The sequence below is a fragment of the Paraburkholderia kururiensis JCM 10599 = LMG 19447 genome (genome assembly GCF_003986935.1).
Taxonomy (GTDB): Bacteria; Pseudomonadota; Gammaproteobacteria; order Burkholderiales; family Burkholderiaceae; genus Paraburkholderia; species Paraburkholderia kururiensis.
On record NZ_RJZE01000003.1, the window covers coordinates 214,209 to 236,368 of the forward strand.

The following is a 22,160-nucleotide window of genomic DNA, read 5'->3' on the forward strand; positions in this document are numbered from 1 at the left end:
CACGGCGTGTGGACGGCCCACGGCCCGCACAGTGGAGACGCGCCGCTTCTTGCGGCTGCGTGGCTGCAAAGCGGCGCGCGGCTCGCGCACGAACCCAGGCGCATGCGAACGCTGCGTCGGCAATTGGATGGGACGTTCTATACGTCCGTATAGGTGGGCTTCGCCATGCGATGCGCGGTCTCGCCGCCGCCATCGTGCGAATCTCAAAGACCGCGGCTCGACGTGAAAACAGGCAGGCAGAGAGAGCCCGCATGCTGGTGACATCGCGTGCCGCCTGACCATCGACGCGCACGCGATACCAAAAAGGTATGCCAGCAATGACGAATTTGAATATTACAAGCGCGATAGCGCTACCTATACTCGCTCTCGCCGTAGCGCCCTGTCTCAGACCGTAGCCGCATCCGTTCGCCCCTCTCCCGACGCACACCATCGAGTCCTTGCCGCTCGAGGGGGACGCTTTACGCGCTCACGCCGCGCATTCATCTCAACGAGGAGCTTTGTCGACATGAACTTTACGATTGGCACGCTGCTCGCGCTGTCGTTTCTGATTTCCGTGCTTGGCCTCTTCCTGTTCCTCTGGGCGCAAATGAACGGGCTGATGCGGGCCGGCCCCGATGCGGCCGAGGTGATCTTCGCCGAAGGGGAAGTGGGACAGACCGAAGACCCGGCGCTGTCCGCATCGCGTCGCGAAGCCCTCCAGCAGGCCGCGGCGCACGCGGCCCCAGGCGCACGCTCCGGCCCGACAGGCGATTCGCCCGCCTTGATCCGGGAACTCCAGGAACGCGCGCAGCAGGACGCGTCGAGCCGGGGGCCGGCCTTCGTCTTTCTGTGCTCCTCGGTGTTCTGGCTGTTGCTGGGTTCCGTGGCGGGCCTGATCGCTTCGCAGAAGCTCACCTCGCCGGACTTTCTCACGCAGTCCGCCTGGCTCACGTTCGGCCGCGTGCGCACCGCGCATCTGAACATGGTGGTGTACGGGTGGGCCTCCATGGCAGGCATCGGCATCTCCCTCTGGATGCTGCCGCGCCTGCTGAAGACACAACTCGCGGGCGAACGTTTCGCGATTGCCGGCGCCTGGCTCTGGAATGCCGGCCTCGCCGCGGGCATCGCCGCCATTCTCTCGGGATGGACCGACGGCCTGCAATGGCTCGAGATTCCCTGGCAGATCGGCATCCTGCTCGCCGTGGGCGGCGCGCTCGTGGCGGTGCCGCTCCTCATGACCATCGCACGGCGCACCACGCACCACCTCTACGTTTCCGTGTGGTATCTCGCCGCCGCGCTGCTGTGGTTTCCCATTCTCTACGTCGTCGCGAAAGTGCCGGGCGTGCACTTCGGCGTGGAACAGGCCATCGTCAACTGGTGGTTCGCGCACAACGTGCTCGGCCTGTGGCTCACGCCGATCGGACTTGCCGCCGCCTACTACTTCATCGCGAAGGTGCTCGGGCGGCCCATCTATTCGTACGCGCTCTCGCTTGTCGGCTTCTGGGCGCTCGCGATGTTCTACAGCCAGGCCGGCATTCATCACCTGCTGGGCGGCCCGGTGCCGCAATGGCTGCAAAGCGTTTCTGTCGTGCAGAGCGTGATGATGATTGTCCCCGTGCTGGCCGTGGGCGTGAACCATCACATGACGGTGGCGGGCCACTTCGGCGCGCTGAAGCATTCGCCCACGCTGCGCTTCGTCGTGCTGGGCGCCGCGCTGTACACGCTCGTGTCGTTGCAGGGGTCGCTGGAGGCCTTGCCGTTCTTCAACCGGCTCGTGCACTTCACGCAGTACAAGGTGGCGCACGCGCACCTCGGTCTCTACGGGTTCTTCTCGATGATCATGTTCGGCTCGATCTACTTCGCGATGCCGCGCGTGCTCGAACGCGAATGGCCTTACCCGAAACTCATCTGGCTGCACTTCTGGCTCGCGGCCATCGGCTTTGCCATCTACTTCGTTTCGCTCACGATCGGCGGCGTGCTGCAAGGCATCGCGCTGCTCGACCCCGCACGTCCGTTCATGGCATCCGTGGAAGTTCTCACGCCGTATCTGGAGGCTCGCACGCTGGGCGGCGCGCTCATGACGGCCGGCCACTTCGTGTTCGCGTATCACTTCTTCGCGCTCATCTTCGGCCGGCAGAGCGCGCGTTCCGACGCGGCGCCGGCTCGCCACGCGATCTCGATGGGAGGCTGACATGAACCGCATGCTCACCGTCGTAATCGGCTCTCTCATCATGCTGGCCATGGCGACGCTCGTGCTCGTCGCGCTTCCGTACCGGCAACTGCGCGACGAAGCGCCGCCCGAGCCGCTCAAGCCCTACACCCTCGCGCAACTGCGCGGGCGCGCCACCTACGTGAACATGGGCTGCGTCTACTGCCATTCGCAGCAGCCGCGCGCCTCGTCGCTCGGGCCGGACGAACTGCGCGGATGGGGACGCCCCTCCGTGCCCGCGGACTATGTCTATGACTATCCGCACCTGCTCGGCGTATCGCGCACGGGGCCCGATCTCTTCAACATCGGCGTCCGCCAGCCGAGCGACGCATGGCACCTCGCGCACCTCTATCAACCGCGTGCCGTGACGCCAGGCAGCGTGATGCCGGCCTATCCGTTCCTGTTCAAGGTGGTGGATCACACGAAGCCGGGTGACGTGGTCGTGCAACTGCCGCCGAAATTCGCGCCGACCAACGGCAGGCAGGTCGTGGCGTCGCAGGACGCGCTCGATCTCGTCGCCTATCTCACGGCCCTCAATCACACCTATCCGGCTCCGGCCGATCCGTCGGGAGCAATGAAATGAGCGAGCAAGACAACGCCAATGCCGTCCGCGCGCGCGAGCATGCGGAACCGGTCGAGCGCAGCAACCCGGTGCCCTGGCTGCTCGGCCTCGTGGCCGCCGCGCTGGCGGTCTGGGGCGTGAGCTACTTCCTGCTGAATCCCGCGCTCGGTTCGAGTTCGACCGCAGAGCCCAGTGCCACGCCAGGCGCCGCAGGCACCGTTGCCGCGGCTCAAGGCGCGCCCAACGGCGCCCTGATCTTCGCGAGCCGCTGCGCCTCGTGTCACCAGGCCACGGGCGCGGGTCTGCCGGGCGTCTTCCCTCCGCTTGCGGGTTCGGAGTGGATAAACGGCGATCCCAAGCTCGTGGCCCGCATCCTGCTGCTCGGCGTCACGGGCAAGATCACGGTTGCGGGCAGCACCTTCAACGGATCGATGCCGGCTTTCGGCACCACGCTGAGCAACGAGGAGATTGCGGCCGTCGCGTCGCATGTGCGCTCGAGCTTCGGCAATCACTCGCCGGCGTTGAGCGCGGACGTCGTGAAAGCCGAGCGGACGGCCATCGGCAACCGCACGACACCGTGGGCCGGCGAAGACGAGCTGAAGCGGCCATGAGTGAGCCCGCCGCCATGGCACCCGTTGCACGCGACGCGTCGGCTGCGCCCGACAGCGCAACGCTCGACGTACGTGGCATGTGGTGCACGAGCTGTGCGAATGCACTCGAACGCGTGCTGCAACGCCAGCCCGGCACGCTCGATGCGCGGGTGAGCTTCGCCTCCGAATCCGCGACGCTCGAATGGGACCCGCGCCGCACCTCGCTCGACCAGTTGCTCGCCGCCGCGGCGAAGCTCGGCTACGAATGCGTGCCCGAAAGCGAAACGCCGGACCGGCGTGCGCATACGGCCGCGCTGCTCGATGACCTCACCGTCCGCCTCGTCATCGCCGCTTTTTGCTCGATGTGGGTGATGACGGCGCAAACCACGCTTTACTTCACCACGGCTGCCACGGTGCCCGAACGCGTGCGCTATGGGCTCGCCGTACTCGCCGGCGTCGCCACGCTGCCCGTCGTTGGTTATTGCGCGCAGCCTTTTTTCAAGGCCGCGTGGCGAACCTTGCGGGCGCGCGTGCCCGGCATGGACTGCCTCGTCTCAATGGGGACGAGCGCGTCGTTCCTGCTGTCCGTCTGGCGCGTGGCGCGCGGCGAATCGGTGGTCTATTTCGATTCGGCGGCCATGATCGTCACCTTCCTGCTGGCTGGCCGCTGGCTCGAACTGCGCGTGCGCAGCCGCATGTCGGACGCCGTTCGCACCCTGATCGATCTGCCTGCGCAAACCGCACGCGTGCTGGCGGCCGACGGCGCACAAACCGTGGTGCTCGCGAAGCGCGTCGCGCGCGGCAGCGTCATTCGCGTGCTGCCGGGCGAGCGTCTGCCGCTCGACGGCATCGTCACGGGCGGCCAGTCTTCGCTCGATCGTTCGCTGCTCACGGGCGAAAGCGAACTCGTCGGCGTGGGGCGCGGCAGCTTCGTGGAGGCAGGCGCCCTCAACGCCGACGGCGAACTGCTGGTGTGCGTGAAATACGGATGGGGCGAGCGGCGCGTGGATGCGATCGCGAAAAGCGTACGCGCGATGCTCGCCCGCAAGACGGCCTCGCAAGCCATCGCCGAGCGCGTCACGCGCCGCCTCGTTCCGGCCATCGCCATGGTCGCGTTGCTGGTGTTCCTCGCCGGCGGTCTGCTGGGCATGGGGTGGGCAGACGCGCTCGCGCGTGCCGTCGCGGTGCTCGTCATCACCTGCCCGTGCGCGCTCGGCATGGCCGTGCCGCTCGCGCTGAGCGCGGGCGTGGGACGCGCGGCGCGCGAAGGCATTCTGTTTCGTGACGTCGAGGCCATCGAAAAGGCCGGCAAACTCTCCACGTTCTTCCTCGACAAAACCGGCACGCTGACCGAGGGCAAGCCCCGGCTCGTCCGTGCGCTTGCCGCGCGCGACGTTCGCGAAGCGGATCTCATCGAGGAAGCGGCGCGCGCCGAACGCGGCAGCGAGCATCCGATCGCAGCCGCCATTCGCGCGCTCGTCGCGCCTGACAGGCTCGCCTGCGCCGTGGACGCCCCGCCCGGCACCTCGCGCGCGGTGCCCGGCGCCGGCGTGATCTGGCAAGGCGCCGACGGCGAGCGCATTCTGGCCGGCTCCGCCACATTCCTGCGTAACCACGACGTGCCGGTACCCGATATCGACGATGCGAACACCGCCGTCCATGTTGCCCGCGACGGCCACTGGCGCGGCATGCTCGGCTTCGCCGACCGCCCGCGCGAGGGCGCCCGACACGCCGTCGATTCGCTGCGCGCACACGGCGCAACGGTGGCCATGCTGACGGGCGACCGGCCGAACGTTGCGCACGCCGTCGCGCAAGCCGTGGGCATGGGCGACGCGCCCCTCTTCGCGGCGCAGTCTCCTGAACAGAAAGCCGCGCACATCGTTGCGGCCCAGGCTGCGGGGCAGGGAACGAGGCGCGGTGCGGTCGCCTTCGTCGGCGACGGGCTCAACGACGCGCCGGCGCTGGCCGCCGCCGACGTCGGCATCGCCGTGGGTAGCGCTTCGCCTGCTTCGATGGCCGCGGCGTCGATCGTGCTGGTTGACGCGGGCGTGGAAAAACTCGGCCTTGCCTTGCGGCTCGCGCGCCGTACCGCGCGCGCCATGCATCAGAACCTCGCGGCCGCGGTGGTCTACAACGCGCTCGCAATTCCGGCCGCCGTCTTCGGTTTCGTTTCACCCGCCACAGCAGCCGCGCTGATGGTGGCGAGCTCGGTGTCCGTCACCCTGAACGCCGCCCGCCTCGCGGCCCGCACCGACGTACCGTCGCCTGTATCGCCTCCTACACGCGCTTTGCCCATCGAACAGACCTGGAGCCCCTCATGAGCCAACACGATCACGATCCCTTCTCGCTGCACCGGCGCCGACTGCTGAGCGGCCTTGGCGCGCTCGGTGCCGCGGCGTTCATGACGCCCATGCTCGCGCGCGGCGCGCAGAGCGGCGCCATCGAGTTGCCGTTCGAAAACGGCAACCGTCCGCTCACCTCGGACCTGCCGCAGAAATCCGGCGTGATCCTGCAGCGCACGCGCCCGCCGCTGCTCGAAACACCGTTCGACGTTTTCGATCAGGGCGTCTTCACGCCGAACGACCGCTTCTACGTGCGCTGGCACCTCGCCAGCATTCCCACTTCCATCGATCCGGCCACCTACCGCGTCGCCGTTCATGGCGCGGTCAAGCGAACCTTGAATCTTTCACTCGACGACCTGATGCGCAGGTTCCCGCGCTACGAGATCGCCGCGGTCAATCAATGCTCGGGCAATTCGCGCGGCTTCTTCAGCCCGCGCGTGCCGGGCGGCCAGTGGGCCAACGGCGCGATGGGCAATGCGCTATGGAAAGGCGTTCGCCTGAAGGACGTGCTGGACCATGCGGGCGTGCGCGGCAGTGCGGTCTGCGTGCGCTTCAACGGCCTCGATTCGGGCGTGATTCCGCAAACGCCGAAGTTCCTCAAGTCCCTCGACATCGACCACGCGCGGGACGGCGAAGTCATGCTCGCCTATGCGATGAACGGCGAGCCGTTGCCGCTGCTCAACGGCTATCCACTGCGGCTCGTCGTGCCCGGCTGGTACGCCACGTACTGGGTGAAGATGGTGACCGACATCGACGTGCTCGACACGCCCGACGACAACTTCTGGACGGCCAAGGCGTACAAGGTTCCGGCCAATCACTTCGCCAATGTGCGGCCCGGCGAGACCGACGTGCCGCAGATTCCCATCAACCGCATGCTGCCGCGCTCGTTCTTCACCAACCTCAAGACGGGCGACAAGGTGGGCACAGGGCAATCGGCGCTCGTGCGCGGCATTGCGTTCGGCGGCATCAATGCGCTGGCGCGCGTGCAGTTGTCCGTGGATGGCGGGCACAGCTGGGCCGATACGCAGCTGGGACACGACTACGGCAAGTACAGCTTCCGCCAGTGGCAGACCAACGTACGCTTCACGCAGCGCGGCCCGCAGACGCTGATGGTGCGCGCCATCGACTCGACGGGGCAGGCTCAGCCCGCCACCCCGAACTGGAACGGCGGCGGCTTCATGCGCAACGTGATCGAATCGATTCAGCTCGACGTGGCCTGACAAGGAGCAAGAACATGAACGCAAGACTGAAGCGTATGGCGGTGACGCTCGCGGTGCCCGTTGCTCTGGGGGCGCTGCTCGGCGTGGCGGGCCGGCACTACCTTCCTGAATCCATCGCAGCGCAGGCTGCGCGCCAGGACGCTATCGCACCGCCGGTGCACCTGAGCGCCCTCAACGTGACGTTGCCGCCCGGACAATCGACGTTTCCGCCGGGCCCTGGAGTGGACATCGCAAACTCGAACTGCGTGATGTGCCATTCCACGGGCATGGTGCTGCGGCAACCGCCGCTCACCACCGGCGAATGGAAGGTGGAAATCAACAAGATGCGCAGTGCCTTCGGCGCGCCCATTACGCCGGACCAGATCGACGCGCTGGCGCATTACCTCAACACCGTCAATGGCCGCAAGCCGCAGGCGGGGCCTTCGGGCGTCGACAATCAGGCGAGCTGAGCGCCATAACGGCGTGTCATGGCGAGCATCGAAACAATGCATTTTTCGCAGGCGCGTTGCTCCACTAACCTTCATTCATCGACTCGCAACCCATAGCCGCACCGGCGAAAACCGGCTCAGTCGAACGGCGCAACGTCTGCCGCACCACGCAGGGAATAAGTTGGACCCGCAGGTGTAAACAGAAGTGACACGAGCAGTGATACGCCGCAAACGTGGGCATGAAAGCGCCGCCCACACTTCGGCGAGCCGTGCGGTACTGGTCACCAGCGATCGGTCAATAGCGAAACGTGTTTCGCGCTCAACCCAACTGAAGGAGTCTCATCATGAAAACGCTTGCCTGCCTCGCCCTCGTTATCGGCACCCTTGCCACGCCCGCGCTGAGCTTCGCTCAAAGCACGACGCCCATCACGCGTGCGCAAGTGCGCGCCGACCTGATCCGCGTCGAGCAAGCGGGCTATAACCCGGCGACCGCGAACGACCCGCAGTACCCCGCAGACATTCAGGCTGCCGAAGCAAAGGTCGCCGCCGAGCAGCAACAGGCGGCCGGCGATGTGGGCGGCACTCCGATGAACGGCACCGCCGCAAGCGGCATGCACCCTCACGCGGCCACGCGCGCATCCGCCTCCTGCGTCGGCCCCGTAAGCTTCTGCAATCTCTACTTCGGTAGCTGAGCGCTTATGCTGCACACTGTTTGCATTGTCCAGCCAACCCGTCCAATGGCCGGCCGCGCTGGGCAAGCACAGTCCCTTGTCTTTGAGCCCCTATGAACTTCACTCATCTGCTCGCCTTTTACGAAGTGGCTCGTGCGGGCAGCATCAGCGCCGGTGCGGAGCGACTGCATGTGAGCCAGCCGGCCGTGACGCGCGAGATTCGGGAGCTGGAAGATCGACTCGGCATGATGCTCTTCGATCGCCTGCCGCGCGGTGTCGCCCTGACCGAAGGCGGCAAGCTGCTCTACGAGTACGCGAGCCGCATCTTCACGCTGGCGGACGCCGCTGAAAAGGAACTGGCCGAACTCGCCGGCCTCGGGTCGGGGCACATGAAGATCGGCGCAAGCGGCACGCTTGGCGTGTACTTCGTTCCCGACGCGATCGCACAGTTCAACGCGCGCCATCCTCAGGTTGCCATCGACCTGACGGTCACGAACACCGAACGCGTGGAAGCCGGGCTGCGGGATCTGACGTTCACGATCGGCTTCATCGAGGGGCCTTTCGACAACTCCATTCTTCACGCGCGGCGCATCGGCTCCGACGAGATCGCCGTAATCGCGGCGCCGGGGCATCCATGCGCGGGCACGAAGCTGCGCGCGCGGGAACTCGTGGATCAGGCCGTCATCATGCGCGAGCCCGGCTCGGGCACACGCGCCATCATCGAAGAAGCGTATCGCCGCGCGGGGCTCGACATCGAGCCGCTGATGTCCGTGAGCGACACGGAAGCAATCAAGCGGATGCTGCTTTCCCAGCACGCGCTCGCCTATATCTCGACGCTCAGCGTGACGGAGGAATTGCGGCGCGGCGAGCTGACCATCATCGAAGTGGAAGACCTGCACATCGTGCGGCCGCTGCACATGGTATGGGCGAAGGGACGGTCGCTGTCGCCCAGCAGCCAGGCGCTGTTCGATCTCGTGGCAAGCGGCACGCTCAATGCAACGGCTGCGGAAGCAGACGCAGCCGGCGCTTCCGAAGCCGTTGGCTCCGAAAGCGCCCGTAGTGTCAGGCAAAACCGCCGTTGACGTACACGATCTGGCCGTTCACCCATTCGCCGTCGTCGCCCACCAGAAATGCCACGGTTCCCGCAATGTCGTTCGGCTCGCCAAGCCGCTCGAGCGGCGCGAGATGCGCGAGGTGCTCGATCTGTTCCTCGGTCTTGCCCTTCAGGAAGAGTTCGGTCGCCACGGGGCCGGGCGCGATGGCGTTCACGGTAATGTGCCTGCCGCGCAGTTCGTTGGCGAGCACACGCACCATTCCGTCGACGCCCGCCTTCGAGGCGATATAGGCGCCATAGCCCGGAAACGACTTGGCGATGACACTGCTGGAAAACGCGACGATGCGCCCGCCTTCGCCCAGATGCGAGAGTGCATGAGCCATGATCAGATAGCTGCCTCTCAGGTTCACGCGAATGGTGCGGTCGAACACGTCGAGTCCTTCCGGCACGATCGGCGAGAGCGGCATGATGCCGGCGCAATGGACGACGGCATCGAGGCGGCCGAACGTGTCCATCGTGCGGCGGTAGAGGGCATCGACGTCCGCGGCTTCGCTCACGTCGCCTTTGACGGCGACGGCCTCGCCGCCGCGCCCGACGATTTCCGTGACGAGCGCATCGGCTCCGGCGGGATTGCCCGCATAGTGGCCGACCACAGCGAATCCGTCCGCTGCCAGACGCAAAGCCACGGCCTTGCCAATGCCGCCCGAGGCGCCCGTGACGAGGGCGACTTTCGACGCTTTCGACATTTCTGCTCCTTTCAGTGTGGTGAGGCACCGGCCTGCCCGGTGCGTGTCCCAATATGCGCGCCGCACCGACACGATGTTTTTCGATTTGCACGCTCTGCAAGCAGACAAACGCAGACACTGCGAAAATCCGCGTCACGAACGAATGCGATGTGCCCGCAAAGGCGCTGCAAAAAGCATTTCAAGACTGTTTTCGCAGCATTTTGGTTTTGTATAATCGCCGCAACTTTCTTGTCGCGACTTCCCGCCGCCGCAGTTCAGGGAAAGTTGTCCACACGCCCGTATCGGGACCTGCCGCATGAATCAGCCAAATGCCGAGGCGATAGCCGCGCCGACACAGAAACCGTTGAATGCGTCCGCGCACGTTGCGAACGAGGCGCTTGTCGAAACAGACGGGCTGTTCCGCGATGCGCCCATTCCGATTCTGATCGAGGACTGGTCAGGTATCAAAGCGTGGGTCGACTCGCTCAGAACGAGTGGCGTAGACGATCTCGAGTCCTACATCGATCGGCACCCCGAGGTGATCGACAAGCTGCGTGAACTGCACACGTTCGTCGATGCCAACGACGCGACGCTCGCGCTCTTCGATGCGGCGTCGAAGGAAGTTTTTTTCGAATGGTCGCGCGAGTTGCTGCCGGCGAACCGGTTCAGCAACTCGCAGGTGCTGCGCGCGATGTTCGAAGGCGACGCATCGTGCCAGGGTGAGCGTGTTCTCACCACGCTCACCGGCCGAAGAGTGCCTATCGTCTGGCGCTGTTCGCTGCCGAAGGACATCGCTCAATATACGCACCTGCATTTCTACGCGTTCGACGTCACCGAGCACAAGGAAAACGCCGACCGGCTGCAGACGCTGCGCGCGCAGATGGCGCGCAACGCGCGCGTCTCGATGGTCGGGCAGCTCGTGGCATCCATCACGCACGAGATCGGCCAGCCGCTCGGCGCGGTCCGCACGGGGCTCGACGCCGCGGTGCGCTGGCTGGATCGGCCCGAACCCAACGTGGCCGAAGCACTCGCCGCGTTCCGCCATGCGTCGCAGTGGACCGACGACATCGCGGGCATTTGCCGGCGTTTGCGCGGCTTTCTTGCGGGCGCGCCAGTGGAGGCGGTCGAACTCGACTGCGCCGAGATCGTGGATTCCGCGATGCTGCTGATCGCATCGGAAGCGAACGCAAACGCGATCACGCTGGCAAAGGAGATCGAGCCCGCAGTAACCGCCTACGCGGACCGCATCCAGCTGCAGCAGGTGCTGACCAATCTCCTGATCAACGGCATCCACGCGATTGCCGCCGCGAGCGCCGCCGGCCGCGAGCCGCTGCTGACCGTGCGGGCACGCCGCTATAACGACTCGCAGACGCTTTTCGAAGTGGTGGATACGGGTAACGGCATCCAGGCCTTGCAGCCCGACGCGATCTTTCAACCGCTTTCCAGCACCAAGAGCGACGGCATGGGCATGGGCCTGCCCATCTCGAAGTCGATTGTCGAAGCGCATGGCGGCGCAATATGGGTGGCGGACACGGGCGACGCCGGCACGCGGTTCTGCTTCACGCTGCCCCGTTCGGCTCGCGCGCACGGCACCGGCAGACCCGTCGCGCACGCCACGCGTGCGGCCGTGCCCGGCAACGACGGTTCGCGCTGAAGCAGCGCAATGCGCATGCACAATTCCCCGGGCTACAGCCACGCCGACGCAACGGCTTCGCACCGTCTAGCGCCGGCAACGTTGGCCACCATCGTGCTCGCGAATGCGATCGAGTTCTTCGACTACTTCTGCTACACGGTCTTCGCCGCCTTCATTGCGCGCACGTTCTTTCCGCATGCCGTAGGCGCATACGGACCGCTGCTCTCGCTCGGCACGTTCGCGGCGGGATTCCTGTCGCGGCCTGTCGGTGCACTCGTCATCGGTACGCAGGCGGACACGGCTGGGCGCAAGCCGGCGCTGTTGCTGACGGCGGCACTCGTCACCGCGGGCTCGCTCGGCGTGGCGCTCACGCCTGGCTATACGACGCTCGGCGTATTCGCACCGATAGCGGTATTGCTCTGCCGGATCCTGCAAGGCGTGGCGGTGGGCGGGGAAATGGGCTCGTCGGGGGCCCTGCTGATCGAGCATTGCCCGACCGGAGGAAAGAGTCTGTACGCCGGCTGGCTGATGGCGGGGCAAGGGCTCGCGCTCGTCGCGGCAGGCGTTTGCGGCATCGCGCTGCACGATCTCCTCACCGCGGAGCAGATCTGGCGATGGGGTTGGCGCGTGCCGTTCGCGCTCGCCGCCGCGCTCATTCCCGTGCAGATCTACCTGCGCCGTCATATTGCCGAGACGTGGCAGCCGCCGCACGAGGCGCAGCCGTTTCGCGGCATGCTGGCCCGCTTGCGCGGGCAATGGCTGCTCGCCATCGTGCTGATCTTCGGCGGCACCGTGCCCACCTATGTAGCCACTTACGCGACCACGTTCGGCGTGGCGGGCGCGTCGCCGTCCGCCTACGCCTCGTTCATGACGACGGCGGCAGTGGGCATGGTCACGCTGGCGCTCTCGGTAGCAGGGGGTCGGCTCGCGGACCGCATCGGCCGCGTGCGAACCATCGCAGTCGCCCGCGCGCTGACGATGTTCGCCGTAGTGCCCGCGTTCCACTACGCGGCTAGGCATCCGCAACCCATCGCGCTCTTTTGCGTCGTCGCGCTGTTTGCGGGGCTGTCCGCACTCGCGGGCGGACCGACCATCGTCGTGATCCTCGAAATGTTTCCGGTACGCGGGCGTGCCCTCGCCATGTCCTTCGTCTATGCCACGGGCGTCGCGCTGTTCGGGGGCACGACGCCGTTCGTCGTTGCCTCCGTCGCCGCATGGAGCGGCTCGCACGCGGCCGCCGGGTGGTACGTGTTCGTGTCCGCCGCCGTCACGTTGATCGCCCTTCTCCTGTTGCGCGCCTCGAACGCCGCGGGCGCGCAAGGCCCCGCCGCCAACGCGTAGCGAGGCGCGTTAGTCGCACGTTAGTCGCCTGCAAGCATGGCATCGTCGCCGTGCGAATCGGCAACGCCCTCACGTTTGCCGACAGCGCGTGCCCCGCTCGCCCGCCACACTCCTTTCCGTCGTCCAGCGCAATGCGCGGCAACCGGCGCGCGCGATGCGGCGCCGCCCCATCGTCGTTGACCCTACGGAAAGGATCGAACCATGTCTCACCATCTCGACTCCCCGCTCGCCCGTCAGGACGTGCGCCTCGATATCACGGATCTGTACTGCTTTCGCGGCGAAACGGGCACTGCGTTCGTGATCAACGTCTGCCACTCGATAGCGGGGGAAGGACGCACGCCCGGCTACCATCCCGAAGGCTTCTATGAATTCAAGATCGATCTGGATCACGACGCCGTCGAGGACCTGACTTATCGCATCACGTTCGACGAACGCGACGCACAAGGCAAACAGCGCTTCGTCGTGCGCCGCATTGCCGGCGCCGACGCAACGGACCCGCACGCGCAGGGCGAAGTGGTGGCGCGCGGCGGCACGGACGAAACGGTGACGGCGCCTTCCGGCCTGCGCGTGTGGGCGGGCCGCGCGGGAGACCCGTTCTGGATCGAACCCGACGTTCTGCATGCGGTGGGCCACGCATTCCAGGACGGCACGCCGCTCGACCTCGGCAACTGGCAACCCGCCGACGCACGCAACCTCTTCGCGGGCCACACGGTGTACTCGATCGTACTGGAGGTGCCCGACGCCGACCTGCTCGCCACAGCCGGCGCCAACCGCAACATCGGCGTATGGGCGGTCGCGACACTCGCCACGGACGCAGGCGGCTGGCGCTCCATCAACCGCGTGGGCCTGCCCATGATTCACCCGCTCTTCACACAGTACAACGAAGTCCTCGGCGACCGCCTGAATGCAGGCCGTCCCGCCGACGACTTCGAGACGTACGGCGCGCAGCTCATCCGCTCCATTGCCGGCGCCGTGCGGGCCAACGGCACGACCGAAGACCCCGAGGGCTATGCCACAGCCGTCGCACATCGCTTTCTGCCCAACATGCTGCCGTACAAGGTGGGCACGCCGGCCGTGTTCGGCGTCGCGCTCTGGAACGGCCGGACCATGACGGACAACGCGCCCGACCTGATGTTCACGATGGCCGCGAACACGCCGATCAGCCTCGGCATCGGCAAGGAGTCGGTCACGTCGAAGCCTTCTTCCACGTTTCCGTACGTGCCCAAAGCCGCCGCATAACGCGGGTGCGCTCCGCCGCGCGAGCCGTGCGCGGCGAGGCGTGCCGCCCTCGCCTTCTCTCTATTGACCGGGTCGCCATGTCTACACGTCCTGTCGCCGCGATGGGCGGTTTCATCGCGCTCCTCCACCTTGTCGGTTGGGGCACGCTGCTCGCGCTCGTCGCGCCGCTGCATCGCGGCGGGGGCTCCACGGCATTGGGCATCGGCGCGGGCATCGCCGCATACGCGCTCGGCATGCGCCATGCGTTCGACGCCGACCATATCGCCGCCATCGACAACACCACACGCAAGCTCGTGGGCGAAGGCAAGCCTTCGTTGTCGGTGGGCTTCTGGTTTTCGTTCGGGCATTCGAGCATCGTGTTCGGACTCTCACTGCTGATCGCGGTAGGCATGCGTTCGGTGTCGAGCCATCTGGCCGATAGCGGCTCCACGTTTCGCACGCTGACGGGCGTGCTGGGCGCCGTCATTTCGAGCGGCTTTCTCTTTGTGATCGCGTTGCTGAACGTGGCTGCGTTCCGTGACATCTATCAGGTCTTCCGGCACATGAAGACCGGCCGCTACGACGACGCGTATCTGACGCAGCGCCTCGAAGCGCGCGGCCTCGTGACCCGCGTGCTCGCGCCGCTCATGCGCATCGTGCGCAAGCCCGCACAGATGTATTTCGTCGGCCTGCTCTTCGGCCTGGGCTTCGATACCGCCACGGAAATCGCGTTGCTCGTGCTGACAGGTTCGGGCGCGGCATCGGGGCTGCCGTGGTACGCCATTCTCTGCCTGCCCGTGCTGTTCGCGGCGGGCATGCTGCTGTTCGACACGATCGACGGCTCGTTCATGAGCTATGCCTACGGATGGGCGCTCGACAAGCCCGTGCGCAAGATCTACTACAACCTCGTCGTGACCGGCCTTTCCACCAGCGTCGCGGTGGGCATTGCCACCATCGAAGTGCTGGGCCTGCTCGATGCCGCGCTCGGCGCAGCGGGCAAGCACGGCGTCCTTGCGGCATGGACCTCAAGCGTGAATCTCAACCAGGCCGGCTACGCCATCGTCGGGCTCTTCGTCGCGACATGGGCCATTTCGGCCGCGATATGGAAGTTCGGACGCATCGAAGAGCGATGGTCCGCCGTCCCCGAACGCATTGTCCACGACGCACACGACGCATGACTTCATGGGTTGTCCCATTGACCCGCGTTTCACGCCATCCAACCGTTCAAGGAGATTCGATCATGAACCAAGTCGTCCTCATCACCGGCGCCTCCAGCGGCTTCGGGCGCCTGACTGCCGAAGCGCTGGCGAAAGCCGGCTACACCGTCTATGCGTCGATGCGCGACACGCGCGGCCACAATGCGGCGGTCGCTGAAGAGATGGCGGCCCTCGCGCGTGAGACCGGTACGGACCTGCGCACGGTAGAGCTCGATGTGTCGTCCGAAGCATCGGTGGAGGCGGCGGTCGCGAAAGTGATCGCCGACGCCGGCCGCATCGACGTGCTGGCCCACAACGCTGGCCACATGGCATTCGGTCCGGCCGAAGCGTTCACGCCGGAACAGTACGCGCAACTCTACGACGTCAACGTGGTGAGCACGCAGCGCATGAACCGCGCGGTGCTGCCGCACCTGCGCGGCCAGAAGCGAGGGCTCGTAGTGTGGGTATCGAGCAGCAGCGCGGCCGGTGGTACGCCGCCGTACCTTGCGCCCTACTTCGGCGCGAAGGCCGCAATGGACGCCATCGCCGTGCTCTACGCGCGCGAGCTGTCGCGCTGGGGCATCGAAACGTCAATCATCGTGCCGGGTGCTTTCACGCGCGGCACCAACCACTTCCCGCACGCGGGGCTGCCCGCTGATCAGGCTCGCGCCGCCGAGTACGAAAAAGGACCGTACGCCGGCTTCGGCAAGGAGGTTCAGGAAGCGTTCGCCGCCATCGTGCCGCCGGACGCCGACGCGAGCCTCGTCGCCGACGCCATCGTGAAGGTGGTGGACGCACCGTTCGGCAAGCGGCCGTTTCGCGTGCACATCGATCCCACCGAAGACGGTGCGAATGTGGGCTTCACCGTTCTGGACCGGCTGCGAGCCGAGATGCTGCATCGGGTGGGGCTAGGCGAGCTGCTCGTGCCGCAGGTCTACACCGCGGCCTGAGCGGGCACGCTGCATCGGCGCGTGCTCGCGTCGTCGGCGCAGCGCGATGCCCTTTCGATGCGAGCCATCCACTCAACCGTCCGGGGCCGGTCGACGAGCGTCGTACAACGCTCGCCGGCCGCGACCGGACACTTATCTCAAGGAGCGCGGTATGTCCTCATCATCCGGCAAGGTTGCCATTGTTACCGGTTCGTCGCGCGGCATTGGCGCCGATATCGCCATTCGCCTCGCGCAAGACGGATTTCGCGTCGTCGTCAACTACGCGAGCCATGCAGGTCCCGCAGAGGAAGTCGCCGCGAAGATTCGCGAGGCGGGTGGCGACGCCTTGCTCCTCAAAGCGGACATTGCCGATCCGGCAGCCACCATCGCCCTGTTCGACGCAGCCCAAAAGGCGTACGGCGGCATCGACGTCGTCGTCAACAGCGCCGGCGTCATGAATCAGGCAAAGATCGTGGATTTCGATGACGCCACGTTCGATCGAACCGTGGCCATCAATTTCAAGGGTGCGTTCAACGTGTCGCGCGAAGCCGCACGCCGGATGCGTGACGGCGGACGCATCGTGAACCTGACGACGAGCGTGACCGGCGTGCGTCTGCCGACGTATGCGGTCTATATCGCCACGAAATGCGCCGTCGAAGGTCTCACACAGGTTCTCGCGCAGGAAATGCGCGGGCGCGGCATCACCGTGAACGCCGTGGCACCCGGGCCCGTTGCCACCGATCTGTTCCTCGCGGGCAAGAGCCCCGAACTTATCGACCGCATGGCGAAAATGAATCCGCTGGAACGGCTCGGGCAGACCGAAGACATCGCGAGCGTGGTCGCCTTCCTGGTGGGCCCGCAAGGCGGCTGGATCAACGGCCAGGTCGTGCGCGCGAACGGCGGCATGTGCTGAATCACGGATGAAACGCATGGGAACGGACACAGGCGTGTCCGTTCCCATGCGTCCATCAACGTTCACCGCGATGCGCCGAGAGCACGGCCTCGACGGCGAGCGATTCCTCCACCAGTTCCTGTACCGACGCACCGATCTTCGCGCGAGCGAACTCGTCAATCTCGAGCCCCGCAACGCTCTCGAACGTGCCGTCGCGACAGATCACAGGCACGCCGAACATGAGCCCTTCGGGCACACCGTACGAGCCATCGGACGGCACGCTCATCGACACCCAGCCGTCGGCGCTGCCATGAATCCAGTCGCGCATCTGGTCGATGGCGGCATTCGCGGCCGAGGCCGCGGAAGAGGCCCCGCGCGCTTCGATGATCGCCGTGCCGCGACGCGCAACTTCCGGAATGAAGACCTCGCGGTTCCACTGCTCGTCGGCCACGCGTGCCGGCGCCGGCTGCCCGTCGATCAGCGCGAAGCGATAGTCCGGGTACATCGTCGGCGAATGATTGCCCCACACGATCATGCGGCTGACGGCGTCCACCGCGACGCCGCAGCGCGCGGCAAGCTTCGAGACGGCGCGATTGTGGTCGAGACGGATCATGGCCGAGATCGCGTCGGCCGGCAGGTCCGGGGCATAGCGGCGGGCCACCCATGCATTCGTATTGGCGGGATTGCCGACCACGAGCACCTTGATCTCGCGGCTCGCTACCTCGTTGAGCGCCTGGCCCTGCGTGCGGAAGATCGCGCCGTTGGCAGCCAGCAGGTCGCGCCGCTCCATGCCTTTGCCGCGCGGACGCGAGCCCACGAGCATCGCGTAATCGGCGTCGCGAAACGCCACGCGCGGGTCGTCGCTGATTTCGATGGAATGCAGCAATGGGAACGCGCAGTCTTCGAGTTCCATCACGACACCACGCAGCGCCTCGAGCGCTTGCGGCAATTCGAGCAACTGGAGGATGACGGGCTGATCTTCGCCGAGCAGATCGCCGCGTGCGATGCGGAACAACAGCGAATACGCGATCTGGCCGGCGGCGCCGGTTACGGCCACACGTCGTGCGGTTTTCGACATCATGAGATTTCTCCAAGGGAGGGGAACGTAAGGGCACAGGGATCGCCGGGATTCCCACGCCCATTCGATACGCCACGCGTTTCGCACACTTCGTGGACCGACGTGGCGTGAGAGCGATCGGATCAGACCAGCGCTGATCGCGAGGGAGCAACGAGGCACGGGGCATGGAACAGTTCGCCACGCGCAAGACCGCGCAACGTACGCGACAGCACGACCACCCAGAAGGCGCCCAGCATCGTCGCGAGCACGCCACCGAACACGGCAAACACAGCGAAGCCTGTCGCGCGATACAGCCCGAAGGTCGCAACGGTGTAGACGCCGAGGGGGAACGTGAACCCCCACCATCCAAGATTGAAGGGCAGGCCTTCGCGGGAATAGCGCACGGTGAAGAGCACGGCCGTGGCCAGCCACCAGAGGCCCACGCCCCACAGCAGCAAGCCGCCGATCAAACCGATTTCTCGCGCGACCAGCGCTGTGGCGGCGAGCGGCGTGCCGGCATACGCAGCGGGCGCGGCGAGGCCGAGGGTCACCAGACCGAGCGCGCCGGTGCCGATTGGACCCAGCGTGAGCCAGCTCGACGGGCCGAGGTCGCGATGCGGAAGCTTGTGAATGACGAGCCGAAAGAAGACGACGGTGAGCACGCTAAACGCGAGCGGCACCGAAAGCGCCCAGAGCACGTAGCCGGCGGCCACGAGGAAGCGGGCCGTTTGCGCATCGACATGCGGCGCCAGCACGGCGGCGCTGGCCGCAGCGACTTCGGGCGCGACGATGGGCAGCAACAGCACCGCCGTGATGCGCTCGAACGCATGGCTTTGGGCCGTGAACATCATGTACGGCACGCCGATGGCCACTGCGATCGCGAGTAGCGCGTCGAGGCACCACAGCTTATAGGCGAGCTGATAGGCGCCGTCGCCCAGATGCGGGCCGGCAAAGAGGACGACTCCGTTGATGATCGGGGCCAGCCCCATTGGCACCGCGCCGAGGAACATCGACTGCAGCGGGTGGTGCAGCATCGGCCGGATCGTCTCGGGATAGAAGATCCCGCGCCCGAGCAGCATCGCCGTGAAGACGGCATAAAGCGCGATGCTGACGGCCCAGAGCGTCTGGGCCAACGTCGTCTGCCCCGCGAAATGCCACGGCAGTCCGGCCAGCACGAGATACACGATCCCGTTGCCCATCGTCATGGCGAACCAGTTCGGCGTGAATTGCCGCACTCTTTCCGCCCATCCTTGCCGACGGTGCGTCGGTAATGCGCCATACGTTTTCGCGTTCATCGCAGTGTCCCTCTTCAAAGGCATCGGATGAATGCAATGTAGAGCGCGGGCTGCCATACGAAAAATACATGTTTGGTATCTGCGGGATACCCGATTGGCATGGCACGCCTGGCATGATCAGCCCCGGGTGAAGAGGCTCGATACCTCCACCAGTTGCGACAACGGACGCTTAATGTGGCCGTCCGCCTTCAGCATGACAAGCCCATGCAGTTGAGCCCAGACCAGATGGGCTTCGTCGTCGACGCGATCTGCGGGAGTCGTAGCGGACAAGGCTTCACGCAAGCGGTTGAAGGCGCCCACGGCGGCGGCTTCCAGCGCGCTTCCCGAGCCCGCCTTGGGCACGAGGTGCGACGCGAACATCAGCCGATAGAGTTCGACATTCGCTTCGCCGAATGCGACATAGGCAAGCGCCATCGCTTTCAGCGCGCCGCCTGCCTCTCCAGCCGATGCGGCGGCGGCCAGCGTCGCCGAGAACTCGTCGAACCCTTCCGTCGTGACCGCCTCGAGCAATGCGTCGCGGTCCGCAAAATGCCGATAAGGGGCCGGCTGGCTAACGCCGGCAAGCCGCGCAAGCGAGGCCAGCGACACCGCATGGGCACCGCTCTGCGCAATCTCTTCCCGTGCGATTCGCACCAGCGTCCGCCGAAGGTCGCCGTGATGGTAGCCGGCCCGCGCGGAGGTTTTTCCGTTTGAATTTTTCGTCATGTGATTATCTATAACATTTTGCTTGACGGCCAGTCAAGCCGCCGCTATGTTATATATCATCACATCGACGCCTGAGCCCAGACTTCGATGTAACCGAGGCAATCGAGCCAACCGTCTCCATCGAAAGGACTCTCGCCATGAGCCAAATTCTGCTGCCGCTTCCCAGCCGCGATTTCGATCCCTCCGAAGTCGCAGTGAGCTGGAAAATCCTGACCCAGCGCGGCCATCAGGTCGTCTTCGCAACGCCGGACGGCAAACCGGGCGCCTGCGACCCGATCATGCTCTCTGGTATCGGGCTAGACCCCTGGAGCGGCATCCCGGTGCTTCGCAATGTCCGCGTCCTGGGCCGCCTGTTGGGTGCCAACGCGGACGCCCGGCGCGCCTATGCCGAAATGCAGCGTGACGCGAACTTTGCGAACCCCATCCGCTGGGACCAGATCGGACACAAGGACTTCGACGGCCTGCTGTTGGGCGGCGGACACTGGGCGCGCGGCATGCGCGAGTACCTCGAAAGTTCTCACCTTCAGCGCGTCACCACCGACTTCTTTGCCGAGGAAAAACCGGTGGCCGCGATCTGTCATGGCGTGCTGCTGGCCGCCCGCAGCACGCGGGCCGATGGCCTCTCCGTGCTATACGGAAGAAAGACCACGGCGCTCACCTGGGCGCTCGAACGCAAGGCAAGTGTGCTGGCCCATGTCGGGCGCTTCTGGGATCGCAACTATTACCGCACCTATACGGAGGCCGCGGGGCAACCGGCCGGGTACATGTCCGTACAGCAAGAAGTCACGCGCGCCCTCGCCAGCGCCGGGGACTTCGTCGACGTTCCCGCAGGCGACCCCGATTTCCGACGCAAGACGAGCGGTACAGCCCGCGATACCGCGACGGACACTCGTCCCGCCTGGGTGGTGCGCGACCGCAACTACGTGTCCGCGCGCTGGCCGGGAGACGTCCACACCTTTGCCCGCATGTTTGCCGCAGTGCTCGACGCTGCGGCAGTCGAGCGGTCACGATGCGCGGGCGGTGACTCTGGCTCCGGGCAACCGGCCGCACAAACCGCTACCGCTCGCGCCTGACCACACTAACGCCTGCAGAATCGCCAGCAATACGCACTTTACTTCGCATTCCCTATGAATCAGGAAATCATGGTTACTCAAGACGCAGTCGACTATACGCAACACTGGTGGCCCAGTCACAAACCGGCTTTCATGTCGTTGACGAACGGCGGCCCTCAGGTCCGCTATCTGCGCGCGGGCCACGGTCCGGCGCTGGTTTTGCTGCACTCCCTTCGTACCCAGCTGGACCTGTTTCAGCGCGTCATCCCGAAGCTCGTCGGTCGCTTCACCGTGTATGCGTTCGATTACCCCGGCTTTGGGTGGTCGGAAATCGTGCCGGGCGCCGACTATCAAGAGCCGGCAATGCGCACACATGTCGTGAACTTCATCGAACGGCTCGATCTGCGCGACGTCACCCTGGTGGGCGAGTCGCTAGGCGCCACGTTGGCATTGACCGCGGCAGCCGTACTCCGCGATCGCGTGAAACAAGTCGTTGCCTTCAACCCGTACGACTATCTTCCGGGTGTGGAGCGGGCAAATCTGCTCGCGTCCCTCGTCGTCAAGAGCGTGCGCGCGCCCGTTATCGGGCCGGCTTTCGCGGCCATGGAAAGCCGGTCCACACTCGCCGGCATCCTCAAAGGCGGCCTTCACGACCCGCGCAACCTGCCGCCGGACTTCATCGACGAATTGCTGAAAAGCGGAAAACGCCCGGGCTACTCACAGCTCGCGCGCGCCATGTACAGAGCCTTGCCGAGCTACGTTTCGGCAAGACAGGGCTACACAAGGATCGACGCCCCCGTCACGCTGGTCTACGGCGATCGCGATTGGTCGCGTCCGGTCGAACGCGAAGCGAACGTGAAGCTGATCAGGAATGCAAAGACGATCGTTCTGAATGACGCCGGTCACATCGTTTCGCTCGACAAGCCGGACGACTTTGCCCGCTTCGTTCTGGACACCCAATCAACCCTCCGCCCCGCCGTCTGAAATGCTCCTGGATGGCCTGCCCCCCTAGGCACACGCTGCGCGCTCCAACGGCTGGCAGCGTACTCAAACTCACGTTCT

Annotated in this window: 20 protein-coding genes; 16 read left to right on the forward strand and 4 right to left on the reverse strand. The window is 65.8% G+C overall.

The features are described 5' to 3' along the window. Window positions 1-505: 505 nt before the first annotated feature. The 8 genes from PKKP23_RS05065 (at window position 506) to PKKP23_RS05100 (ending at window position 9,083) form a co-directional block, all read left to right on the forward strand. Complete coding sequence (locus PKKP23_RS05065; protein ID WP_126876033.1) at window positions 506-2,170, forward strand: cbb3-type cytochrome c oxidase subunit I; 1,665 nt, start codon at window positions 506-508, stop codon at window positions 2,168-2,170. 1 nt (window position 2,171) lies between these two features. Beyond that, a complete protein-coding gene (locus PKKP23_RS05070) occupies window positions 2,172-2,771 on the forward strand; it encodes a cbb3-type cytochrome c oxidase subunit II (protein ID WP_126876034.1) in 600 nt (199 codons plus the stop codon). Next, window positions 2,768-3,361 (forward strand): c-type cytochrome, encoded by a 594-nt coding sequence (locus PKKP23_RS05075; RefSeq protein WP_126876035.1) that lies wholly within the window; start codon window positions 2,768-2,770, stop codon window positions 3,359-3,361. Before PKKP23_RS05070 ends, PKKP23_RS05075 begins: the two co-directional genes overlap by 4 nt. Beyond that, window positions 3,358-5,661 carry a heavy metal translocating P-type ATPase gene (locus tag PKKP23_RS05080; RefSeq protein WP_240658751.1) on the forward strand — a complete coding sequence of 768 codons (2,304 nt, stop codon included), beginning with the start codon at window positions 3,358-3,360 and terminating at the stop codon, window positions 5,659-5,661. Before PKKP23_RS05075 ends, PKKP23_RS05080 begins: the two co-directional genes overlap by 4 nt. Next, on the forward strand, window positions 5,658-6,902 hold the full coding sequence (locus tag PKKP23_RS05085; RefSeq protein ID WP_126876036.1) for a molybdopterin-dependent oxidoreductase: 1,245 nt from the start codon (window positions 5,658-5,660) through the stop codon (window positions 6,900-6,902). Before PKKP23_RS05080 ends, PKKP23_RS05085 begins: the two co-directional genes overlap by 4 nt. A gap of 14 nt (window positions 6,903-6,916) precedes the next feature. Then, window positions 6,917-7,351, forward strand: a complete 435-nt coding sequence (locus PKKP23_RS05090; protein ID WP_126876037.1) for a c-type cytochrome — start codon at window positions 6,917-6,919, stop codon at window positions 7,349-7,351. A gap of 323 nt (window positions 7,352-7,674) precedes the next feature. Further along, window positions 7,675-8,022 carry a DUF4148 domain-containing protein gene (locus PKKP23_RS05095; protein ID WP_126876038.1) on the forward strand — a complete coding sequence of 116 codons (348 nt, stop codon included), beginning with the start codon at window positions 7,675-7,677 and terminating at the stop codon, window positions 8,020-8,022. Window positions 8,023-8,114: 92 nt separating this feature from the next. Beyond that, on the forward strand, window positions 8,115-9,083 hold the full coding sequence (locus PKKP23_RS05100) for a LysR family transcriptional regulator (RefSeq protein WP_126876039.1): 969 nt from the start codon (window positions 8,115-8,117) through the stop codon (window positions 9,081-9,083). Here PKKP23_RS05100 and PKKP23_RS05105 read toward each other — a convergent pair. After that, entirely contained in the window at window positions 9,064-9,801 is a 738-nt protein-coding gene (locus PKKP23_RS05105; protein ID WP_126876040.1) for an SDR family oxidoreductase, read from the reverse strand. The two genes, PKKP23_RS05100 and PKKP23_RS05105, sit on opposite strands and share 20 nt — an antisense overlap. A 295-nt stretch (window positions 9,802-10,096) precedes the next feature. Here PKKP23_RS05105 and PKKP23_RS05110 point away from each other — a divergent pair, with 295 nt between their 5' ends. The 6 genes from PKKP23_RS05110 to PKKP23_RS05135 all read left to right on the forward strand — a co-directional run bounded on the left by PKKP23_RS05110 (window position 10,097) and on the right by PKKP23_RS05135 (window position 17,010). Next, a complete protein-coding gene (locus PKKP23_RS05110) occupies window positions 10,097-11,434 on the forward strand; it encodes a sensor histidine kinase (RefSeq protein WP_126876041.1) in 1,338 nt (445 codons plus the stop codon). Between the two features lie 15 nt (window positions 11,435-11,449). Then, window positions 11,450-12,754, forward strand: coding sequence for an MFS transporter (locus PKKP23_RS05115; RefSeq protein WP_126876042.1), 1,305 nt, complete (start codon window positions 11,450-11,452; stop codon window positions 12,752-12,754). A gap of 201 nt (window positions 12,755-12,955) precedes the next feature. Then, a complete protein-coding gene (locus PKKP23_RS05120) occupies window positions 12,956-13,993 on the forward strand; it encodes a DUF4331 family protein (RefSeq protein ID WP_126876043.1) in 1,038 nt (345 codons plus the stop codon). Window positions 13,994-14,070: 77 nt separating this feature from the next. Beyond that, the gene (gene nicT / locus PKKP23_RS05125; RefSeq protein ID WP_126876044.1) at window positions 14,071-15,150 is read left to right on the forward strand and encodes a Nickel transporter NicT; all 1,080 of its coding nucleotides are present in this window, start codon (window positions 14,071-14,073) and stop codon (window positions 15,148-15,150) included. A gap of 62 nt (window positions 15,151-15,212) precedes the next feature. After that, window positions 15,213-16,118 carry an SDR family oxidoreductase gene (locus PKKP23_RS05130; protein ID WP_126876045.1) on the forward strand — a complete coding sequence of 302 codons (906 nt, stop codon included), beginning with the start codon at window positions 15,213-15,215 and terminating at the stop codon, window positions 16,116-16,118. Between the two features lie 151 nt (window positions 16,119-16,269). Then, window positions 16,270-17,010, forward strand: coding sequence for an SDR family oxidoreductase (locus tag PKKP23_RS05135; RefSeq protein ID WP_126876046.1), 741 nt, complete (start codon window positions 16,270-16,272; stop codon window positions 17,008-17,010). 55 nt (window positions 17,011-17,065) lie between these two features. Here PKKP23_RS05135 and PKKP23_RS05140 read toward each other — a convergent pair whose 3' ends face one another. The 3 genes from PKKP23_RS05140 to PKKP23_RS05150 all read right to left on the reverse strand — a co-directional run bounded on the left by PKKP23_RS05140 (window position 17,066) and on the right by PKKP23_RS05150 (window position 20,046). Then, window positions 17,066-18,067: a malate dehydrogenase gene (locus PKKP23_RS05140; protein WP_126876127.1), complete on the reverse strand. Its 1,002-nt coding sequence runs from the start codon at window positions 18,065-18,067 to the stop codon at window positions 17,066-17,068. A gap of 122 nt (window positions 18,068-18,189) precedes the next feature. Further along, window positions 18,190-19,341, reverse strand: a complete 1,152-nt coding sequence (locus PKKP23_RS05145; protein WP_126876047.1) for a TDT family transporter — start codon at window positions 19,339-19,341, stop codon at window positions 18,190-18,192. 117 nt (window positions 19,342-19,458) lie between these two features. Then, the gene (locus tag PKKP23_RS05150; protein ID WP_240658752.1) at window positions 19,459-20,046 is read right to left on the reverse strand and encodes a TetR/AcrR family transcriptional regulator; all 588 of its coding nucleotides are present in this window, start codon (window positions 20,044-20,046) and stop codon (window positions 19,459-19,461) included. Window positions 20,047-20,183: 137 nt separating this feature from the next. On the opposite strand from PKKP23_RS05150, the gene PKKP23_RS05155 reads away from it, so the two are divergent. Then, the gene (locus PKKP23_RS05155; RefSeq protein ID WP_126876048.1) at window positions 20,184-21,119 is read left to right on the forward strand and encodes a type 1 glutamine amidotransferase domain-containing protein; all 936 of its coding nucleotides are present in this window, start codon (window positions 20,184-20,186) and stop codon (window positions 21,117-21,119) included. A gap of 54 nt (window positions 21,120-21,173) precedes the next feature. Then, window positions 21,174-22,082 carry an alpha/beta fold hydrolase gene (locus tag PKKP23_RS05160; protein WP_240658754.1) on the forward strand — a complete coding sequence of 303 codons (909 nt, stop codon included), beginning with the start codon at window positions 21,174-21,176 and terminating at the stop codon, window positions 22,080-22,082. Window positions 22,083-22,160 lie beyond the last annotated feature (78 nt).

Excerpts from the sequence above, each read along its gene's own strand:
- PKKP23_RS05105 (WP_126876040.1), bottom strand. The coding sequence starts at position 9,801 with ATGTCGAAAGCGTCGAAAGTCGCCCTCGTCACGGGCGCCTCGGGCGGC.
- PKKP23_RS05135 (WP_126876046.1), top strand. The coding sequence starts at position 16,270 with ATGTCCTCATCATCCGGCAAGGTTGCCATTGTTACCGGTTCGTCGCGC.
- PKKP23_RS05080 (WP_240658751.1), top strand. The coding sequence starts at position 3,358 with ATGAGTGAGCCCGCCGCCATGGCACCCGTTGCACGCGACGCGTCGGCT.
- PKKP23_RS05070 (WP_126876034.1), top strand. The coding sequence starts at position 2,172 with ATGAACCGCATGCTCACCGTCGTAATCGGCTCTCTCATCATGCTGGCC.
- PKKP23_RS05115 (WP_126876042.1), top strand. The coding sequence starts at position 11,450 with ATGCACAATTCCCCGGGCTACAGCCACGCCGACGCAACGGCTTCGCAC.
- PKKP23_RS05100 (WP_126876039.1), top strand. The coding sequence starts at position 8,115 with ATGAACTTCACTCATCTGCTCGCCTTTTACGAAGTGGCTCGTGCGGGC.
- PKKP23_RS05065 (WP_126876033.1), top strand. The coding sequence starts at position 506 with ATGAACTTTACGATTGGCACGCTGCTCGCGCTGTCGTTTCTGATTTCC.
- PKKP23_RS05155 (WP_126876048.1), top strand. The coding sequence starts at position 20,184 with ATGAGCCAAATTCTGCTGCCGCTTCCCAGCCGCGATTTCGATCCCTCC.
- PKKP23_RS05090 (WP_126876037.1), top strand. The coding sequence starts at position 6,917 with ATGAACGCAAGACTGAAGCGTATGGCGGTGACGCTCGCGGTGCCCGTT.
- PKKP23_RS05110 (WP_126876041.1), top strand. The coding sequence starts at position 10,097 with ATGAATCAGCCAAATGCCGAGGCGATAGCCGCGCCGACACAGAAACCG.
- PKKP23_RS05085 (WP_126876036.1), top strand. The coding sequence starts at position 5,658 with ATGAGCCAACACGATCACGATCCCTTCTCGCTGCACCGGCGCCGACTG.
- PKKP23_RS05130 (WP_126876045.1), top strand. The coding sequence starts at position 15,213 with ATGAACCAAGTCGTCCTCATCACCGGCGCCTCCAGCGGCTTCGGGCGC.
- PKKP23_RS05140 (WP_126876127.1), bottom strand. The coding sequence starts at position 18,067 with ATGTCGAAAACCGCACGACGTGTGGCCGTAACCGGCGCCGCCGGCCAG.
- PKKP23_RS05145 (WP_126876047.1), bottom strand. The coding sequence starts at position 19,341 with ATGAACGCGAAAACGTATGGCGCATTACCGACGCACCGTCGGCAAGGA.
- PKKP23_RS05075 (WP_126876035.1), top strand. The coding sequence starts at position 2,768 with ATGAGCGAGCAAGACAACGCCAATGCCGTCCGCGCGCGCGAGCATGCG.
- PKKP23_RS05120 (WP_126876043.1), top strand. The coding sequence starts at position 12,956 with ATGTCTCACCATCTCGACTCCCCGCTCGCCCGTCAGGACGTGCGCCTC.
- PKKP23_RS05160 (WP_240658754.1), top strand. The coding sequence starts at position 21,174 with ATGAATCAGGAAATCATGGTTACTCAAGACGCAGTCGACTATACGCAA.
- PKKP23_RS05150 (WP_240658752.1), bottom strand. The coding sequence starts at position 20,046 with ATGACGAAAAATTCAAACGGAAAAACCTCCGCGCGGGCCGGCTACCAT.
- PKKP23_RS05095 (WP_126876038.1), top strand. The coding sequence starts at position 7,675 with ATGAAAACGCTTGCCTGCCTCGCCCTCGTTATCGGCACCCTTGCCACG.
- nicT (WP_126876044.1), top strand. The coding sequence starts at position 14,071 with ATGTCTACACGTCCTGTCGCCGCGATGGGCGGTTTCATCGCGCTCCTC.